Genomic DNA, 17,745 nt, shown 5'->3' with positions numbered 1-17,745 from the left:
CGCACCGCCCACTCCCCACGCACTCCCCGAAGGGGCGACGATGATCGACCCGACCCCACCTCCCACCCGCGGCCCCGTACGCGTCGGCATCGACGTCGGGGGCACCTTCACCGACGCCGTGGCCGTCAGCGCCACCACGTTCGCCCTCCTCGGCCAGGTCAAGGTGCCGACCAGCCACGACCACGCCGACGGCGTCGCCCACGGCATCATGACCGCGCTGGAGCGCCTGCTCGACGACATCGGCGTCGGCGCCGACGACGTCGGCTTCCTCGCGCACGGCACCACCCAGGCCACCAACGCCCTCCTGGAGGGCGACGTCGCCACCATCGGCATCGTGGGGATCGGCACCGGCTACGACGCGTTCGCCACCGGGCGCCTGCGCTCCCTGGGCAGGCTCAGACTCGACTCCGGGCACCGGCTCCCCGTCCGCTACACCGCGCTCCGGGACCCCGAGGACGCCGCGGCCGCGCTCGCCGGCGTGGACCGGGTGCTCGCCGAGGGCGCCGAGGTCGTGGTCGCGGTCGAGCCCTTCAGCGTGGACGACCCCAGGGGCGAGGCCGCCGTCCGGGCGGCGGCCGAGCTGCGGGGCGTCCCCGTCACCGCCACCCACGAGATCACCCAGCTCTACGGCCTGGGCAAACGGGCCCGCACCGCCGCGCTCAACGCCGGGGTGATGCCCCGCATGCTCAGGACCGCCGACCTCGTCGAGAGCAGCATCCTCAGGGCCGGGGTGAGCGCGCCGCTGATGGTGATGCGCTGCGACGGCGGGGTCATGTCCCTGGCCGAGATGCGCAGCCGCCCCCTCCTGACGGTGCTCTCCGGACCCGCGGCCGGGGTCGCGGGAGCCCTCATGGGGGAGAAGGTGAGCGAGGGCGTCTTCCTGGAGACGGGCGGCACCTCCACCGACGTCAGCGTGATCCGGCGCGGGCGCGTGCAGATCAGGCACGCCGAGCTGGGCGGCAAGGAGACCTACCTGTCGGCCCTGGACGTGCGCACCGTCGGGGTGGGCGGCGGCTCCCTCGTACGCCTGTCCGGAGGCGAGGGGCCCGGCGGGGCCGCCCTGACGGACGTGGGCCCCCGCAGCGCCCACATCGCGGGCCTGCCCTACGCCTGCTTCGCCGACCCGGCCGAACTGGAGGGGGCCCGGCTGGTCCGGGTCAGCCCGCTGGCCTCCGACCCCGCCGACTACGCCGTCCTGGACACCGGCGGACGGCGCTTCGCCCTCACGGTCACCTGCGCGGCCAACGCCGCCGGTCTGGTGCCCGAGGGCGACTACGCCCGCTCCGACGCCCGCGCCGCACGGGCCGCCCTGGCCCCGCTGGCACGCGCCCTCGGGGTCGACGTGGACGGGGCCGCGCGCGCCGTCCTGCACCGGGCCACCGAGCGCGTCAGCGCCGTCGTGGAGGCCCTCGTGCGCGACTACGGGCTCGACCGCGACGTGTGCGACCTCGTCGGCGGGGGCGGCGGCGCCGCCACCGTCACCCCCTACCTGGGCGAGCGCACGGGCATGCGGTCCCGCATCGCCGCCCACAGCGAGGTCATCAGCCCCCTGGGCGTGGCCCTCGCACTGGTCCGCGAGTCCGTCGAGCGCATCATCCCCGGCGCCACCCACGCCGACGTGCTCGCCGTGCGCTCCGAGGCCGAGCGGGCGGTGCTCGCCCAGGGCGCCGACCCCTCCGGGGTGGAGGTGGACGTCACCGTCGACCCGCAGCGCAACCTCGTCACCGCCGTCGCCACGGGCGCCACCGAGCTGCGCACCAAGGACCGCACCGCCGTCACGGACGCCGGCGAGGCCCGCGCCGCGGCCGCCGCCAGCCTCGGCGCGGACCCGCGGGCCGTCACCGAGTACGCCTCCAACGGCTGGTACCGGGTCTTCGGCCTGCTCCGCCGGCCCGGTGGGCCGTTCGGCCGCTTCGCCCGGGAGCGTGCCCACGTGCGCGTCGTGGACGCCGAGGGCGTCGTGCGCCTGCACAGCGCCGACGCCCGGGTGGACACCCTGACCGCCGCGGAGGCTGGGGGAAGGCTCGGGGAGCTGGTGGCGGAGCGCACCGCCTACGGCGACGGAGGGGCGGTACCGCCCGCGGTCTGGCTCCTGCTGGGCCCCAAGCTCGCCGACCTGTCGGGGGTCATGGACCCCGGCCACCTCCTGGCGCTCGCGGGCGCCGAGATCGGCCGCCGCGGCCCCGACGAGACGGTGATCGCCCTGATGGAGACGCGCCGATGACCGCGCCGCCGCGTCCCGGGGCCGACTACGGCCGCATCTCGGCGGCCTCCGACGAGGACCTCGCCGCCGAACTCCTGGCCCTGACCCCCACGCACGAGGGCCGCGACCCCGGGCAGCTGCGCGACTGGGCGCGCACCGCCCTGGCCTTCGGGCGCGAGCTGGCCGACACCGCCGGTGCGGGGCCCGCCGGGCCCGGGGGAGCGGGGGCCGAGGTGACCGACAGGGCCGCCGGGGGGCTGCGCCCCGGCGAGGTCCTGCTCGCCGAGTACCTCCACCGGGCCGCGGGGGACCGGGTGATCGTCTACGCCGACGCCCTGGACTACGCCCGCGGGGTGGCGCAGGCGGCGGGCTGGGGCCGGGACTTCCCGCGCGCCGCGCTGCGCGGGGCGGCGCTCGCCCACGAGGAGGCCCACCGCATGCTGCACCGCGGCCACGGCCGGGAGCTGCGCCGCAGACTCGGCCACACGGCGCTGAGGCTGGGGCCCCTGCGGGTGCGGGGGCACGTCGCCGGCGCGGACGAGATCGCCGCCCACGCCTACGCCGGACGGCGCGGAGCGCTCCGCCGGAGCCCGCTCGCGCTCACCGCGGCCATCGCCGCCACCCTCGCCCACCGGGGCACGGACCAGCACGGACCGGGCCCCAGAACCACCTCCGGAGACCGCCCGTGACCGCCCTGGGAATCCTTCTCGCCATGGCCGTGGGCGTCGGCCTGATGCTGACGCGCCGCCTCCCCACCGCCTTCGCCCTCGTCCTGCTGTCCGTCGCCGTCGCGCTGATCGCCGGGGCGCCCCTCACCGGGGAGGAGGGCAGCGTCGTCGGCACGGTCGTCCAGGAGGGGGCTCCGCGCCTGGCGGCGACCATGGTCGCCATCCTGCTGGGCTGCTGGCTGGGCACGCTGATGTCGGAGGCGGGGATCGCCTCGACGCTCGTCCGCAAGATCGTGGAGTTCGGCGGCGAGCGCCCCTCGGTGGTCGCGGTCGGCGTGTTCCTGGTCGCGATCCTGTGCGGGGCCATCACGGGCTCGGCCCCGGCGGCGATGCTCGCGGGCGTCGTCGGCATCCCGGCGATGATCGCGGTCGGGGTCACGCCCACCGTCGCGGCGGGCACCGTCCTGGTGGGCATCGCCGCGGGGCTCCCCCTGGAACTGATCAACTGGCAGTTCCTGTCCGACGCCATCGGCGTCCCGGTCTCCACCGTGCAGCACTTCCAGCTGCGCATGTTCCCGATCGCCCTGGTCGGCGGCCTCGCCTACATCCTCGTGGAGATGCGCCGCAAGGGGGCGCGGCACACGTGGGCCGTGCGCGTCCCCGCGCCCGCCGGGAGCGGGGGCCCCGACCGCCCCGCGGGCCGGCGCGCACGCGCCGCCGAGCGGCGCCGCCGCCGCGGGGACGCCCCCTGGTACGCGCTGGTCACACCCCTGGTCCCGATCGTGCTGGCGCTGGGGCTGGAGATCCCCATCGTGCCCTCGCTGATCGCGGGCGTGGTCTACGCGCTGCTCACCGCCGTGCCCTGGCGGGACATGACGAGCACCGCGCTGCGGACCCTCTACCAGGCGTTCGACGTGGCGGCCCCGCCCATCGTCCTGTTCATCGCGATCGGGATGCTCCTCGCCGCGGTGAACCTGCCCGGCGCCGTCCAGGCGCTCAGCCCCGTGGTCACCGCGATCAGCCCGGGCAGCCCGTGGCTGTTCGTCCTGGTCTTCGCCGCGCTGGTGCCGCTGGCCCTCTACCGCGGGCCGATGAACATCTTCGGCCTCGGCGCGGGGGTGGCCGGGGTGCTCATCTCCGGCGGCATCTACCCCGCCCCGGCGGTGCTGGGCATGATGGCCTCCTACGGCCAGGTCCTGGGCGTCTCGGACCCCACCAGCACCCAGACGGTGTGGGCCTCGCAGTACGCCGGGGTCCGCCCCGAGCGCTCCATGCTCTCCACGCTCCCCTACACGTGGGTGGTCGCCGTCGCCGGCCTGGCCCTCACCGCGTTCCTCTACCTGCGGTGATGCGCCCGGCGGGGCCCCGCCCGGAAGGGGCGAGGCCCCCGGGCCCGTCCGCCGGGACACGGCCGGCGGCGCCTCCCGTGCCCCGCCCGGGGCGGTCCCGGCGCCGTGTCGGCGGTGACCCCTAGGATCGGGCCATGACCACTGTGTCCCACCTGCGCAAGGCGGCGCTCGCCGCCGCCGACGAGGGGACCGGGGCCGCGGTGGAGCCCGCCGATGGGCCGATCGGACCGCCGGGACCGCGGCCGCGCTGGTGGCGTGGCGCGCCATGACCATCCTGATCGCCTCCCACGTCGCACGGGCGCTGCCGGCTCCCGGGTAGGGGCCGCGGACCCGAAGCCGGGCCCGGTTCCCCGGGCGGCGCGGGCCCACGCCGACGGCCGCCGTGCCCGGGGAGGCCCCGACGTGCCGCCTACGCCCGGGGCCGCTGGTCGACGATGCGCCGGAACTTGCCCACGGACCGCTCGATCTGCTCGGGGTCCACGACCTCCACGGTGACGCTCACGCCGACCCTGTCCTTGACCGTGGCGACGATCTCCCGGCTCAGGGCGGTGCGGCGCTCGGCGGTGCAGTCCGGGGCGGCCTCGATCCGCACGGCCATGCGGTCCAGGCGGCCCTCCTTGGTGAGCACCAGCTGGAAGTGCGGGGCGAGCCCGTCCAGGCCCAGCACGATCTCCTCGATCTGGGTCGGGAAGACGTTGACGCCGCGCAGGATGATCATGTCGTCGCTGCGTCCGGTGACCTTGTCCATGCGGCGCATGGGCCGGGCGGTGCCCGGGCGCAGCGTCGTCAGGTCGCGGGTGCGGTAGCGGATCACGGGCATCGCCTGCTTGGTGAGCGAGGTGAAGACCAGTTCGCCGCTCCGCCCGTCGGGCAGGACCTCCTGTGTGACGGGGTCCAGGACCTCGGGGTAGAAGTGGTCCTCCCACACGTGCAGGCCGTCCTTGGTCTCCACGCACTCGTTGGCCACGCCCGGCCCCATGACCTCGGACAGGCCGTAGATGTCGACGGCGTGGATGTCGAAGCGCTCCTCGATCTCGCGGCGCATCTGCTCGGTCCAGGGCTCGGCGCCGAAGATGCCGATCCTGAGGGAGGTCGTGCGCGGGTCGATGCCCTGGCGCTCGAACTCGTCCATCAGGGTCAGCATGTAGCTGGGGGTGACCATGATGATCTCGGGCCGGAAGTCCTGGATGAGCTGGACCTGCTTGGCGGTCTGGCCGCCGGAGGCCGGGATGACCGTGCAGCCGAGCTTCTCGGCGCCGTAGTGGGCGCCCAGGCCGCCGGTGAAGAGCCCGTAGCCGTAGGAGACGTGGACCTTGTGGCCGGGCCGCCCGCCGGCGGCGCGGATGGAGCGGGCCACGACCGTGGCCCAGGTGTCGATGTCCTCGCGGGTGTAGCCCACGACCGTGGGGCGGCCGGTGGTGCCGCTGGAGGCGTGGATGCGGCTGACCTGCTCCTGGGGGACGGCGAACATGCCGAAGGGGTAGTTGTCGCGCAGGTCGGCCTTGGTGGTGTGCGGGAAGAGGCCGATGTCCTCCAGCGTCCGCAGGTCCGCGGGGCGCACCCCGGCCTCGTCGAACTTCTTCCTGTACAGCGGCACGTTGGCGTACGCGTGGTCCAGCGTCCACCGCAGGCGCCTCAGCTGGAGGGCGCGCAGTTCGTCGACACCCATGCGCTCGGCCGGGTCCAGGAGGTCGGGTGCGGGCGCCTGCCCGAGGCGCTGGTGAGGGGCGGCACCGGCCGACTGCGTGGTGGTGTCGTGGCTTGCCATGGGCCTCTCCGTGTACTGTGCGCGGGAACCCGCCGGGCCGGAGGCCCGGGGGTGGGCGGGCGGGGGCCGCGCGGTCGTGGATGTGGTGCGGGCCCTGTGCGGGGGGACCCGACTTGCTTACTGACCGAACGTTCGGTTACTAATGCATTAACGCAGTCTCCGGGCGAGCATGTCAAGGAGAAGTGTCGATGATTTCACAGAGGGCGGTGGCGCAGGCCACCGCCGCCAACACGGGAGGACGCACGTGAGCGACGTTTACTTGGTCGACGGGGTGCGAACCCCCCAGGGCCGCTACGGCGGCGCCCTGGCCGCCGTCCGCCCCGACGACCTCGCCGCCACGGCCGTCGCCGAGGCGGTCCGCCGCTCGGGCGTCCCCGGCGAGGCCGTCGACGAGGTCATCCTCGGCGCCGCCAACCAGGCCGGCGAGGACAACCGCAACGTGGCGCGCATGGCCGTGCTGCTCTCCGGACTCGACCCCCGGGTCCCCGCCTACACCGTCAACCGGCTCTGTGCCAGCGGGCTGACCGCCGTCTCCTCCGCCGCCCAGGCCATCCGAGCCGGGGAGGCCGACGTGGTCGTCGCGGGCGGCGTCGAGTCCATGACCCGCGCCCCCTGGGTGATGGCCAAGCCCGGCACCCCCTGGGCCAAGCCCGGCGAGGTCGCCGACACCTCCCTGGGCTGGCGCTTCACCAACCCGCGCTTCACCGAGGCCGACACGCGGGTCCCCGCCGGCGCCGCGCCCACCGACCTGCGCTACACGCTGTCCATGGGCGAGACCGCCGAAGAGGTCGCCGTCCTGGAGGGCCTGACCCGCGAGGAGTGCGACGCCTTCGCCCTGCGCAGCCACGAGCGCGCCGTCGCCGCGGCCGGGGCCGGGCGCTTCGACGCGGAGATCGTCCCGGTCACCGTCACCGACCGCAAGGGCCGGACCCACGAGGTCACCGCCGACGAGGGCCCCCGCCCCGAGTCCGGCATGGAGAGCCTGGGCAGGCTGCGGCCCGTCTTCCGCGAGGGCGGCGTCGTCACCGCCGGCAACTCCTCCTCGCTCTCCGACGGCGCCTCCGCCCTCGTCCTGGCCAGCGGGCACGCCGTCCGCGAGTACGGCCTCACCCCCCGCGCCCGCGTCGTCGGCTCCGCCTCCGCCGGGGTGGAACCGCAGATCATGGGGCTGGGCCCCGTCCCGGCCACCCGCAAGGTCCTGGACCGCGCGGGCTGGACGGTCGGCGACATCGGAGCGGCCGAACTCAACGAGGCCTTCGCCGCCCAGTCCCTGGGCGTGGTGCGACAGCTGGGGATGGACGAGGGGATCGTCAACGCCGACGGCGGCGCGATCGCCCTGGGCCACCCGCTCGGCAGCTCGGGCTCCCGCATCCTCGTCACCCTGCTCAACCGCATGGAGCGCGAGGACGCCCGGCGCGGCCTGGCCACCCTGTGCGTCGGCGTCGGCCAGGGCGTCGCCCTCCTGGTGGAGCGCCCGTGAGCGCCCGCCAGGACTTCGGGACGCTCCTCGTCGACCGCCGCGAGGACCGGGTGGTGGTCGAACTGCACCGCCCCGAGGCGCGCAACGCCATCAACGCACGGATGATCGCCGAGCTGCACGAGGTGTGCGCCGAGATCGAGGCCGACCCCAGGCCGCTGCTGCTCACCGGGCACGGGACCGTGTTCGCGGGCGGTGCCGACATCGCCGAGCTGCGCGAACGCGGACGCGAGGAGGCGATGGCCGGCATCAACAGTCGGCTGTTCGAGCGCCTGCACCGGCTCCCGGCGCCCACCGTGGCCGCCGTGGACGGGTGGGCGCTGGGCGGCGGGGCCGAGCTGTCCTACGCGTGCGACATCCGGCTCGCCACGCCCACCGCTGTCTTCGCCCAGCCCGAGCCGGGCCTGGGCATCATCGCGGGGGCCGGCGCGTGCTGGCGGCTGCGGGAGCTGGTCGGCGCCTCGGTCGCCAAGCAGGTGCTGCTGGGCGGTTTCCGGCTGGACGCCGAGGCGGCCCTGCGCCACGGCCTGGTCGCCGAGATCGTCCCGGCCGGGGAGCTGCGCGCGAGCGCCCACGCCCTCCTGGACCGGATGGCGGCCTCCTCGGCACTGGCCCTGCGCATGACCAAGCTGGTCCTGGACGCCGACGGGGCGCACCCGCTGGCCGACGACATGGCGCAGGCGGTGCTGTTCGAGAGCGCCGACAAGCACGATCGGATGACCCGTTTCCTGGAGAGGAAGAAGCGTTGAGCACCCACGAGCAGAGCGCCGCCGGGGCGGGCGTCCCCGCGGTCGTCGCCGTCGTCGGCGGCGGCACCATGGGCGCCGGGATCGTCCAGCAGTTCCTCACGGCGGGCGCGGACGTGGTCCTGGTCGAGGCCACCGCCGAGGCCGCCGCGGCCGGCCGCGCCCGGGTGGCCGCCGGCCTGGAGGGGGCCCGCTCCCGGGGAAAGGTCGACGCCGAGCCGGCCGCCTACCTGGCCCGGCTGCGCACGGTCACCGACACCGCCGCCGTCCCCGCCGACACCGGCCTGGTGGTGGAGGCCGTGCCCGAGCGGCCGGAGCTGAAGATCGCCGTGCTCACCGCCGCGGAGGCGGCCGTGGGCGAGGACGCCGTCCTGGCCTCCAACACCAGCTCCCTGTCGGTCACCGAACTCGCGGCCGCGCTCCGGCGCCCCCACCGCTTCCTGGGCACCCACTTCTTCAACCCGGTCCCCGCCTCCAAACTGGTGGAGATCGTGGCCGCCCCCGGGACCGACCCCGCCGTGCTGGAGTCGGTGCGCGGCTGGGTCGGCGCCCTGGGCAAGACCCAGATCACGGTCAGGGACGCACCCGGGTTCGCCACCAGCCGCCTGGGCGTGGTGCTCGGCCTGGAGGCCATTCGCATGGTCGAGGAGGAGGTCGCCTCCCCCGCCGACATCGACACCGCCATGGAGCTGGGCTACCGCCACCCGATGGGACCGCTGCGGCTCACCGACCTGGTCGGGCTCGACGTGCGCCTGGCCATCGCCGAGCACCTGGCCTCGAAGCTGGGGGACCGGTTCGCGCCCCCGGAGCTGCTGCGCCGTATGGTCGCGGAGGGAAAGCTCGGAAAGAAGACCGGCCAGGGCTTCCACACCTGGGACGAGGGAGAATAGAGCGTTGAGCGAACAGAGGGCGGCGGAGTTCGTCGAGGCCGACGGGATCGCCACGGTGCGTCTGAACAGGCCCGCGCTGACCCGCGAGGTCAAGGAGGAGCTGCTGGCGGCGCTCCGGGGCGCGGCGGCCTCCACCACGGCCCGCGCCGTGCTGCTGCTGGGGTCGGCCAAGGCCTTCTGCGTGGGCCAGGACCTGGCCGAGCACGCGCGGATCCTCCAGGATGAGCCGGGGCAGGCGCTCACCACGGTGCGCGAGCACTACAACCCGATCGTGCTGGCACTGGAGGGCATCCAGGTCCCCGTGGTGGTCGGGATCGGCGGGGCGTGCGTCGGGGCCGGCCTGGGGTTCGCCCTGGCCGGGGACGTGCGCATCGCCGCGCGCAGGGCCAAGTTCGGCACGGCCTTCACGGGCATCGGGCTGGCCTCGGACTCCGGCCTGGCCTACCGCCTGGTGTCGTCGCTGGGACAGGCGCGGGCCATGGAGCTGATGCTCCTGGGCACCGTCGTCGGCGCGGACCGCGCCCTGGAGCTGGGCCTGGTCACCGAGGTCGTGGAGGACGACGCCTGGGAGGGGCGCGCCCGCGAGGTCGCCGCCCTGCTCGCCTCGGGCCCGACCAGCGCGTTCGTGGCCGCCAAGCGCGAGGTCCGCTCGGCCGCCGACGGCGCCCGTGACCTGCCCGAGCTGCTGGAGGAGGAGGCCGACCTCCAGAACCAGCTCGGGATGACCGCGGACCACGCCGGGGCGGTCGAGGCCTTCCTGGCCAAGCGGGCCCCGACCTTCGGCGGCGGCTGAGCTGGGGGATTCCCCCGCCCCGGGGACTTGCCCGGGCGGGGGAATCCGGGGATACTAATTACTGACCGAACGTTCGGTTATGAATGGGGAACGATCAATGTCCACCGTGACGGCCCAGGAGACGCCCCCCGGCGCAGACCTGGACCACCAGGCGGAGTTCGACGCCAAGGTCGCCGCCGACCAGCGCATCGAGCCGCGTGACTGGATGCCCGAGGCCTACCGCAGGACCCTGGTGCGCCAGGTCTCCCAGCACGCCCACTCGGAGATCATCGGCATGCAGCCCGAGGGCGACTGGATCGCCTCCGCGCCCAGCCTGCGGCGCAAGGCCATCCTGCTGGCCAAGGTCCAGGACGAGGCCGGGCACGGCCTGTACCTGTACGCCGCGGCCGAGACCCTCGGCGTGGACCGCGCCGACCTGACCGAGCGCCTCATCGAGGGGCGCCAGAAGTACTCCTCCATCTTCAACTACCCGTCGCTGACCTTCGCCGACGTCGGCGTGATCGGCTGGCTGGTCGACGGCGCCGCGATCTGCAACCAGGTCCCGCTGTGCCGCAGCTCCTTCGGCCCCTACTCCCGCGCCATGGTGCGCATCTGCAAGGAGGAGTCCTTCCACCAGCGGCAGGGCTACGAACTGCTCATGCGGATGATGGAGGGCACCGAGGGCCAGCGCCGGATGGTCCAGGACGCCGTCGACCGGTGGTGGTGGCCCTCCCTGATGATGTTCGGCCCGCCGGACGCCGAGTCGCCCAACACCCGCCAGTCCATGGCCTGGCGCATCAAGCGCGACACCAACGACGACCTCCGCCAGAAGTTCGTCGACATGAGCGTCCCCCAGGCCGAGAAGCTGGGCGTCACCCTCCCCGACCCCGAACTGGCCTGGAACGGGGAGCGCGGCCACTACGACTTCGGCGAGCCCGACTGGGTCGAGTTCAAGCAGGTCGTCTCCGGAGCCGGCCCCAAGAACGCCGAGCGCGTCGCGCGCCGCCGCGCCGCCCACGAGAAGGGCGCGTGGGTCCGCGAGGCCGCCACCGCCTACGCCAGGAAGCACCAGAGCGCCGAGGAGGCCACGGTATGAGCGACGACGGCACCGGCGCCACCGGGGCGGCCCGCCCCGAGTGGCCCCTCTACGAGGTCTTCGTCCGCGGCAAGCGCGGCCTGAACCACGTCCACGTGGGCTCCCTGCACGCGCCCGACCCCACCATGGCGCTCCACAACGCCCGCAACCTCTACACCCGACGCAACGAGGGAGTCAGCATCTGGGTGGTGCTCGCGGAGGACATCACCGCGTCCAGCCCCGACGAGAAGGACCCCTTCTTCGCTCCCAGCGGTGACAAGGTCTACCGCCACCCGACCTTCTACCCCATCCCCGAGGACGTCCCGCACATCTAGCGCGGACGACGGGACCGGGGAACACGAGGCCAAAGGAAACAACCATGAGTGGCGACACCATCTTCACGGCCCTGACCGAGGAGCACGGCGGCGACGCCCGCTGGGCCTTCGGCACCGGCTTCACCGACGCCCTCGCGGGCGTGGACACCACCCTCCCCGCGGGGGTGGACGGCGGCGACCTCGCGCTGTACTGCCAGATGCTCGGCGACGACGCCCTCGTCCAGGCGCAGCGGCTCGTCGAGTGGGTGACCGACGCCCCCGAGCTGGAGGAGGAGGTTGCGCTGGCCAACATCGCCCTCGACCTCCTCGGCCAGGCGCGCCTGCTGCTGGCCCGCGCCGGCCAGGCCGACGGCACCGGCCGCGACGAGGACGCCTTCGCCTACCGGCGGGGCCCCACCGAGTTCCGCAACGTGCACCTGGCGGAGGCCCCCCGGGGCGACTTCGCCCGGGCCGTGGTCACCCTGCTGGCCCTGTCCAGCTCCCGGCTCGCCCTGTTCGCCCGGCTCACGGACAGCAAGGACCCCGTGCTCGCCGCGATCGCCGCCAAGGCGGTCAACGAACTCGCCTACCACCGCGAGTACGCGGTCTCCTGGACCCTGCGCCTGGGCGACGGCACCCCCTACTCCCGCGAGCGCACGGCCGAGGCCGTCGCCGCCGTGTGGCCGCTCACCGGCGAACTCTTCGCCACCCACCCCGTCGAGGCGCGCCTGGCCGGCCAGGGCGTGGGCGTGGACCCGGCCACCGTGCGCGACGAGGTCCACGCCGTCCTCACCCGGGTACTGGTCGAGGCCACGCTGGACGCCCCCGCGCCCTTCCCCGAGAGCGCCACCGCCGGGCGCGACGGCCGGCACACCGCACTCCTCGCCCCCCTGCTCGACGAACTCCAGAAGGTGGCCAGGGAGCACCCGGAGGCGACATGGTAGCCACGGACCGGACCACCGGACCCGAACGCGCCCGGGCGGCGGCCGCGGCGGTCACCGACCCCGAACTGCCCATGCTCACCCTCGCCGACCTGGGCATCCTGCGCCGGGTCGAGATCGAGGAGGACGGGACCGCGGCCGTGTGGATCACCCCCACCTACTCCGGCTGCCCGGCGCTGGCCGAGATGCGCGCCGACGTGGACCGGGCCGTGCGCGGCGCGGGCTTCGACCGGGTGGAGGTGCGCACCGAGCTGTCCCCGCCCTGGACCACCGACTGGATCACCGAGGAGGGCAGGCGCAAGCTCTCCGAGAACGGCATCTCGCCGCCCGGCGGGGCGCCCCGCCGGGAGCCTGGGCCCGTGCCGCTGACCCTGATGCCCACCCGCACCGTTCCGCGCTGCCCGCTGTGCGGCGCGGCCGACACCGAGGAACTGTCCCGGTTCGGCGCGACCTCCTGCAAGTCGCTCCACCGCTGCCGGTCCTGCCTCGAACCGTTCGAGCACGTCAAGGAGATCTGACAGTGACCACACCCGCCACCGACGCCGGGCAGGCCCCGCCGCGCCGCCGGGGCGCCTTCCACCGGCTGCGCGTGGCCGCCGTCGAGCGCCTGTGCGACGACGCCGTCGCCGTCACCTTCGAGGTGCCCGACCACCTGGCCGAGGAGTACGCGTTCGCCCCCGGGCAGTCGCTGACCCTGCGCCGCGAGGTCGACGGCGTCGAGGAACGGCGCAGCTACTCCATCTGCGCCCCCGTCGGGGAGGCCCCCCGCGTGGGGGTGCGCCTGGTACCCGACGGCCTGTTCTCCGGATGGCTGGTGAACGAGGTCCGGCCGGGCGACGAGGTCGAGGTGGGCGCGCCCACCGGACGCTTCAGCCCCGACCTGGGCGCCTCGGCCCGCCACGTGATGATCGCCGTCGGCTCGGGCATCACCCCGGTGCTGTCGATGGCCTCGTCCCTGCTGCGCCGCACCGGGTCCCACGTCACCCTGCTGTACGGCAACCGCCGCAGCGACACGGTGATGTTCGCCGACGACGTGGCCGACCTCAAGGACGCGTACGGGCACCGCTTCGAGCTGGTGCACGTGCTCTCCCGAGAGCCTCGCGAGGCCGACCTGTTCACCGGGCGCCTGGACGGCGAGAAGTTGGAGGCGCTCCTGGACACGGTCGTCGCCGCCGACGCCGCCGACCACTGGTGGCTCTGCGGGCCCTACGGGATGGTCACCGACGCCAGGGAGGTCCTGGAGGGCCGCGGCGTGCCCGGCGACCGCATCCACCAGGAGCTGTTCTTCGTCGAGGGCGCGGAGCCGCCCCCTCAGACCAGGCACGAGGAGCCCGGGGTGGAGGGGCCCTCCAGCGAGGTCACCGTCGTCCTGGACGGCCGCACCAGCACCCTGACCCTGCCGCGCGGCGTACCTGTGCTCGACGCGGCCCAGCGCTACCGCCCCGACCTGCCCTTCGCCTGCAAGGGCGGCGTGTGCGGGACCTGCCGGGTGAGGGTCTGCGAGGGGGAGGTGCGGATGCTGCGCAACTACGCGCTCAGCGACGCCGAGGTGGAGGCCGGGTACGCCCTGTCCTGCCAGTCCGTTCCCGAGACCGACACCGTGACCGTGGACTTCGACTCGTGAGCGCCCGCAACGAGACCGCCTGGCGGATGTTCGAGGCCGACCGCGCGTCCAAGAACCTGGGGATGCGCCTGGTCCGGGCCGACCACGGCACCGCGGTCGTGGAGATGACCGTCGGTCCGATGATGGTGAACGGGCACGGGATCGCCCACGGCGGATACGTGTTCACCCTCGCCGACACCGCCTTCGCCTGCGCGTGCAACACGGACGGGGGAGGGGTGACGGTGGCCTCCGGCGCGGACGTGACCTTCGTGGCCGCCGCCCACGAGGGCGACGAGCTCGTGGCCACCGCCCAGGAGCGGACGCTGTTCGGCCGCAGCGGCCTCTACGACGTCACCGTGCGCCGGGGTGAGGAGGTCGTCGCCGAGTTCCGGGGGCGCAGCCGCACCCTGCCCGGCCGCACCTGACGCGCGACGGGGGCCGACACACGTGGGGCCGGGCCGGTGAGGGTCCGGTCCCACGTCCGCAGTGGGGCGGTGTCCCGGGGGTCGGGACGCTGCCGGCGGCCCGCCGCCTCCCGCGCCCGGCGGTCCAGTGGCCATGACCGGACACGGGGGCGGGTGTTTACCCCGATGTCAGGGCGAGTGTCGGACCCAGTGGGCGAAAAGCGACTCTTGTTGCCTATGTGGGGTTCTGGGTAATTTCTTCCTGTTCTGTTCCGAAGCCCGTACACGGGCCCCAGCCAGACAGGCATCCCCCTATGCGTCGTTCCCTGACCCGTACGACGGCGGCCGCGGCCGCCCTCGCACTGGCCCTCTCCCTCCTCGGGCAGTCCTCTGCACTGGCAGAGGACATCCGACCACCGACAGTCACCTCCGACGACTACCCCGCCGACAACAGGTTCCACGGTGCACCTGGGCAGCCGGGCGACTTCACGTTCGACGCCAACGGCGTGGACGACGCGGTCGCCTTCTACTACGGCCTGGACGGCGTGTGTAGCACGCGGGTGGAGGCCGACGCCCCCGGCGGATCCGCGACCGTGTCGATCACCCCGACCAGGGCCGGTCCGCGGGGCCTTCACGCGCGTTCCGTGGACGCCTACGGAAATTCGTCTGCGTGCGAGAGGGTCTACGAGTTCTGGGTCGCGCCGCACGCCGATCCCGTCGCCTACTTCCCCCTCGACGAGGGCAGGGGCTCCACCGCACACGACTCCATGGTGAGGGGCAGGACCGCTGAGGGCACCGGTGCCATCGACTGGGCGCGGGGCAGGGCGGGCACACGCGGCGGCACCAACCGACTGGAGGGGGCTTCGGTCGTGACGTCCGACGGCCACCTCCGCACGGAGAGGCCCGTCGTCGACACCTCCGGAGCGTTCACGGTGACGGCCTGGGTGCGGCTCGACGACGCCGACGAGGACGCCGTCGCCGTCTCCCAGAACGGTGAGCACGTCAGCGGCTTCCAGCTCGGATACGACGCGCACGAGCGGCGCTGGGCCTTCCGGCAGACGTCGGCCGACGGCGTGGACGCCGCGTTCGACCGTCAGGTCCTCTCCCGGGAAGCAGCCCAGACGGGTGCCTGGACCCGGTTGCTCGCGACCCACGACCCCGCGGAGGACAGGATCGACCTCTACGTCGACGGCGTCCACCAGGGCGGAGCCGACCACGCGTCGGCGTGGAACGCCGGAGGAGCCTTCGCCATCGGCGGCGGCACGGGGCAGGGCGGATCGGTCCTCGGCTGGCCGGGGGCGGTCGACGACGTGATCGTCTGGGAACGCGTCCTCTCCGACGAGGCCCTGGTCGATTCGAGCACCGGCCGATCGGAGGTGTGGGAGTACGCCAACAGGCCCGTCGTCCAGGAGGGCGTGTGGCTGCTGGACGAGTACGACGGCCCCGCGGCTGCCGACAGCACCGACCACGGGCTCGACGCGACGCTGCACGGCGATCCCGCCACGGTGTGGGACGCCGCCTACTCCGAAATCCGGTTCGCCCCCGCCGTCGTGCTGGACGGCGCGCTCGCCGAGCACTTCCGCACCGACGGGGCCGCCGTGCGCACCGATCGCAGCTTCACGGCCTCGGCTGAGGTCCGTCTGGACCATGGCGCGGCCGACGCGGTGGCGCTGTCACAGAGCGGCGAACACACCTCGGGGTTCGCGCTCGGGTACAACGCGGACAGCCGCCGGTGGGTCTTCGAGACGGCCTCGGAGGACGCTGATGGGGGTGGCGCGCACCGGGTCCTCTCCGACACCTCCGCCGTGACCGGCAGGTGGGTCCACATCCTCGGCGTCTACGACCACACCGTCGGCACGCTGGAGCTCTACGTGGACGGACAGCTCGCAGGAACGACGACGCGTGAAGGGTCCTGGCACGCGGACGGGGACGTCGTCATCGGCGGAGCCGGCCACGACGGCGGCGTCGAGCGTGCCTGGACCGGAGCGCTCGGCCTGGCCCAGGTGCACCAGGGAGTGGCGCTGCGGCAGGACATCACCCACATCAGGTTCGGTCGGCCCCCGGTGTGAGCCCGGCGGGGCGGGCCCGTCACCGACGGGCCCGCCCCGCCCGCTCTCGTCCGCGGCGCCCCCGACCGCGAACACGCGGGGGAGGAGGCGCGTCCCACGGGGGACGGTCCTTCGTCCCTCCCTGCCTCGGAGACGTCCTGAGACAGCTCCGGAGAGGCCGCCGGGGAGACCACCGGCCTCCCCGGCGCTGCCCGGGCTCAGGGGGCCGTGCTGAAGCTCGGCGACTCCGCCCCGGCGCCCTCGCGGGCGCCTCCCGCGCGGGGGCGGTCCAGGAAGCCCGCCAGCACGGCGATGCCCAGGCCCACGACGGCCAGCAGCGCGCCGATCGCGGCGGGGGAGGTGTAGCCCAGGCCCGCGCTGATCCCGACGCCGCCCAGCCAGGCCCCGCCCGCGTTCGCCAGGTTGAAGGCGGAGTGGTTCGAGGCCGCGGCCATGGTCGGCGCCGCCCCGGCCCGGTTCATCACCAGGACCTGGAGCGGGGTGCACACGCCGAACCCCACCGCCCCCAGGACGACCAGGCTGACCGCGGCCGTCCAGGGGTTGTGCACGGTCACGGTGAACAGCGCCAGCACGATCGCCAGCGCGGCGAGGGAGCCGTAGATGGTGGGGCGCAGCGCGCGGTCGGCCAGGGGCCCCACGACCAGGGAGCCCAGGGTCATGCCGACCCCGAACAGGGCCAGGACGACCGGCACCGACGACGCGGACATCCCCGCCAGCTCGGTCATCATCGGCGAGACGTAGCTGTAGACGGCGAAGACCCCGGCGAAACCGAAGACCGCGGTGGTCAGGCCGAGCACGACCTGGGGGCGTCCCAGCTCGGACAGCTCCTGGCGCAGGCCCGCCCCCGGCGCCGCGGGCTGGCGCGGCACGAACGCCGCGACGCCCAGAGCGGCGAGCAGGGCGATGCCGGAGACGACCAGGAAGGCGGCGCGCCATCCCATCGCCTGGCCCAGGAAGGTGCCCACCGGCACCCCGACGATGTTGGCCACGGTCAGGCCCAGGAGGACGCGCGACACCGCCGTCGCCTGGCGGCCGGGGCCGGCCATCTGCGCGGCGACCAGGGATCCCACGCCGAGGAAGGCCCCGTGCGGCAGGCCGGCCAGGACCCGGGAGGCGAAGACGGCCCCGTAGGAGGGCGCCAGGACGGTGGCGAGGTTGCCCGCGAGGAAGAGTCCCATGAAGAGCAGCAGGACCGTCTTGCGGGGGACCCGTGTGCTGAGGGCGGTGAGCAGCGGCGCGCCGACGACCACGCCCAGCGCGTAGGCGGAGATGAGGTAGCCGGCGGTGGGGACCGGGACGCCGAGGTCGGCGGCGACGTCGGGCAGCAGTCCCATGATGACGAACTCGGTGGTACCGATGGCGAAGGCCCCGAGGGCCAGGGCGAGCAGGGCCAGAGGCATGGGTGGGCCCTCCAGACAAGGGACGGGGAAGGGACGGGGATCGCGGCGGGCGCCGTCGCCCGGAAA

At 74.4% G+C, this 17,745-nt stretch carries 17 protein-coding genes; 15 read left to right on the top strand and 2 right to left on the bottom strand.

Annotated elements, in window-relative coordinates; genetic code table 11:
* Positions 1–40: 40 nt before the first annotated feature.
* From ACQPYD_RS17180 to ACQPYD_RS17165, 4 genes are all read left to right on the top strand, one after another.
* Positions 41–2,224 carry a hydantoinase/oxoprolinase family protein gene (locus ACQPYD_RS17180; protein ID WP_433696607.1) on the top strand — a complete coding sequence of 728 codons (2,184 nt, stop codon included), beginning with the start codon at positions 41–43 and terminating at the stop codon, positions 2,222–2,224.
* Complete coding sequence (locus tag ACQPYD_RS17175; RefSeq protein ID WP_433696606.1) at positions 2,221–2,892, top strand: hypothetical protein; 672 nt, start codon at positions 2,221–2,223, stop codon at positions 2,890–2,892. Before ACQPYD_RS17180 ends, ACQPYD_RS17175 begins: the two co-directional genes overlap by 4 nt.
* Complete coding sequence (locus tag ACQPYD_RS17170) at positions 2,889–4,220, top strand: transporter (RefSeq protein ID WP_433696605.1); 1,332 nt, start codon at positions 2,889–2,891, stop codon at positions 4,218–4,220. The genes ACQPYD_RS17175 and ACQPYD_RS17170 overlap by 4 nt, the downstream gene beginning before the upstream one ends.
* Positions 4,221–4,354: 134 nt before the next feature.
* Positions 4,355–4,489 carry a hypothetical protein gene (locus ACQPYD_RS17165; protein WP_433696604.1) on the top strand — a complete coding sequence of 45 codons (135 nt, stop codon included), beginning with the start codon at positions 4,355–4,357 and terminating at the stop codon, positions 4,487–4,489.
* Between the two features lie 140 nt (positions 4,490–4,629).
* Here ACQPYD_RS17165 and paaK read toward each other — a convergent pair whose 3' ends face one another.
* Positions 4,630–5,988, bottom strand: coding sequence for a phenylacetate--CoA ligase PaaK (paaK, locus tag ACQPYD_RS17160; RefSeq protein ID WP_433696603.1), 1,359 nt, complete (start codon positions 5,986–5,988; stop codon positions 4,630–4,632).
* A gap of 244 nt (positions 5,989–6,232) precedes the next feature.
* Here paaK and ACQPYD_RS17155 point away from each other — a divergent pair, with 244 nt between their 5' ends.
* From ACQPYD_RS17155 to ACQPYD_RS17105, 11 genes are all read left to right on the top strand, one after another.
* Complete coding sequence (locus ACQPYD_RS17155) at positions 6,233–7,468, top strand: thiolase family protein (RefSeq protein ID WP_433696602.1); 1,236 nt, start codon at positions 6,233–6,235, stop codon at positions 7,466–7,468.
* Positions 7,465–8,214 carry an enoyl-CoA hydratase/isomerase family protein gene (locus ACQPYD_RS17150; RefSeq protein WP_433696601.1) on the top strand — a complete coding sequence of 250 codons (750 nt, stop codon included), beginning with the start codon at positions 7,465–7,467 and terminating at the stop codon, positions 8,212–8,214. The genes ACQPYD_RS17155 and ACQPYD_RS17150 overlap by 4 nt, the downstream gene beginning before the upstream one ends.
* Positions 8,215–8,282: 68 nt before the next feature.
* The gene (locus ACQPYD_RS17145) at positions 8,283–9,101 is read left to right on the top strand and encodes a 3-hydroxyacyl-CoA dehydrogenase family protein (protein WP_433702079.1); all 819 of its coding nucleotides are present in this window, start codon (positions 8,283–8,285) and stop codon (positions 9,099–9,101) included.
* 4 nt (positions 9,102–9,105) lie between these two features.
* The gene (locus ACQPYD_RS17140) at positions 9,106–9,894 is read left to right on the top strand and encodes an enoyl-CoA hydratase/isomerase family protein (protein ID WP_433696600.1); all 789 of its coding nucleotides are present in this window, start codon (positions 9,106–9,108) and stop codon (positions 9,892–9,894) included.
* A gap of 97 nt (positions 9,895–9,991) precedes the next feature.
* Positions 9,992–10,969: a 1,2-phenylacetyl-CoA epoxidase subunit PaaA gene (paaA, locus tag ACQPYD_RS17135; RefSeq protein WP_433696599.1), complete on the top strand. Its 978-nt coding sequence runs from the start codon at positions 9,992–9,994 to the stop codon at positions 10,967–10,969.
* Positions 10,966–11,283: a 1,2-phenylacetyl-CoA epoxidase subunit PaaB gene (gene paaB / locus ACQPYD_RS17130; protein ID WP_433696598.1), complete on the top strand. Its 318-nt coding sequence runs from the start codon at positions 10,966–10,968 to the stop codon at positions 11,281–11,283. The genes paaA and paaB overlap by 4 nt, the downstream gene beginning before the upstream one ends.
* A gap of 44 nt (positions 11,284–11,327) precedes the next feature.
* Entirely contained in the window at positions 11,328–12,206 is an 879-nt protein-coding gene (paaC, locus tag ACQPYD_RS17125; RefSeq protein ID WP_433696597.1) for a 1,2-phenylacetyl-CoA epoxidase subunit PaaC, read from the top strand.
* Positions 12,200–12,721, top strand: coding sequence for a 1,2-phenylacetyl-CoA epoxidase subunit PaaD (gene paaD / locus ACQPYD_RS17120; protein WP_433696596.1), 522 nt, complete (start codon positions 12,200–12,202; stop codon positions 12,719–12,721). Before paaC ends, paaD begins: the two co-directional genes overlap by 7 nt.
* Before the next feature lie 2 nt (positions 12,722–12,723).
* Complete coding sequence (gene paaE / locus ACQPYD_RS17115; RefSeq protein ID WP_433696595.1) at positions 12,724–13,827, top strand: 1,2-phenylacetyl-CoA epoxidase subunit PaaE; 1,104 nt, start codon at positions 12,724–12,726, stop codon at positions 13,825–13,827.
* Entirely contained in the window at positions 13,824–14,231 is a 408-nt protein-coding gene (gene paaI / locus ACQPYD_RS17110; RefSeq protein ID WP_267944628.1) for a hydroxyphenylacetyl-CoA thioesterase PaaI, read from the top strand. The genes paaE and paaI overlap by 4 nt, the downstream gene beginning before the upstream one ends.
* A gap of 293 nt (positions 14,232–14,524) precedes the next feature.
* Positions 14,525–16,279 (top strand): LamG domain-containing protein, encoded by a 1,755-nt coding sequence (locus ACQPYD_RS17105; protein WP_433696594.1) that lies wholly within the window; start codon positions 14,525–14,527, stop codon positions 16,277–16,279.
* 197 nt (positions 16,280–16,476) lie between these two features.
* On the opposite strand, the gene ACQPYD_RS17100 is transcribed toward ACQPYD_RS17105, so the two are convergent.
* Positions 16,477–17,679: an MFS transporter gene (locus ACQPYD_RS17100; RefSeq protein WP_433696593.1), complete on the bottom strand. Its 1,203-nt coding sequence runs from the start codon at positions 17,677–17,679 to the stop codon at positions 16,477–16,479.
* Positions 17,680–17,745: the final 66 nt, after the last annotated feature.

The sequence above is a fragment of the Nocardiopsis sp. CA-288880 genome, assembly GCF_050955985.1.
In the GTDB taxonomy this organism is placed as follows: Bacteria; Actinomycetota; Actinomycetes; order Streptosporangiales; family Streptosporangiaceae; genus Nocardiopsis; species Nocardiopsis tropica.
The sequence above is the reverse complement of the archived record's forward strand: the minus strand, read 5'-3'. Positions and strand labels throughout refer to the sequence as shown.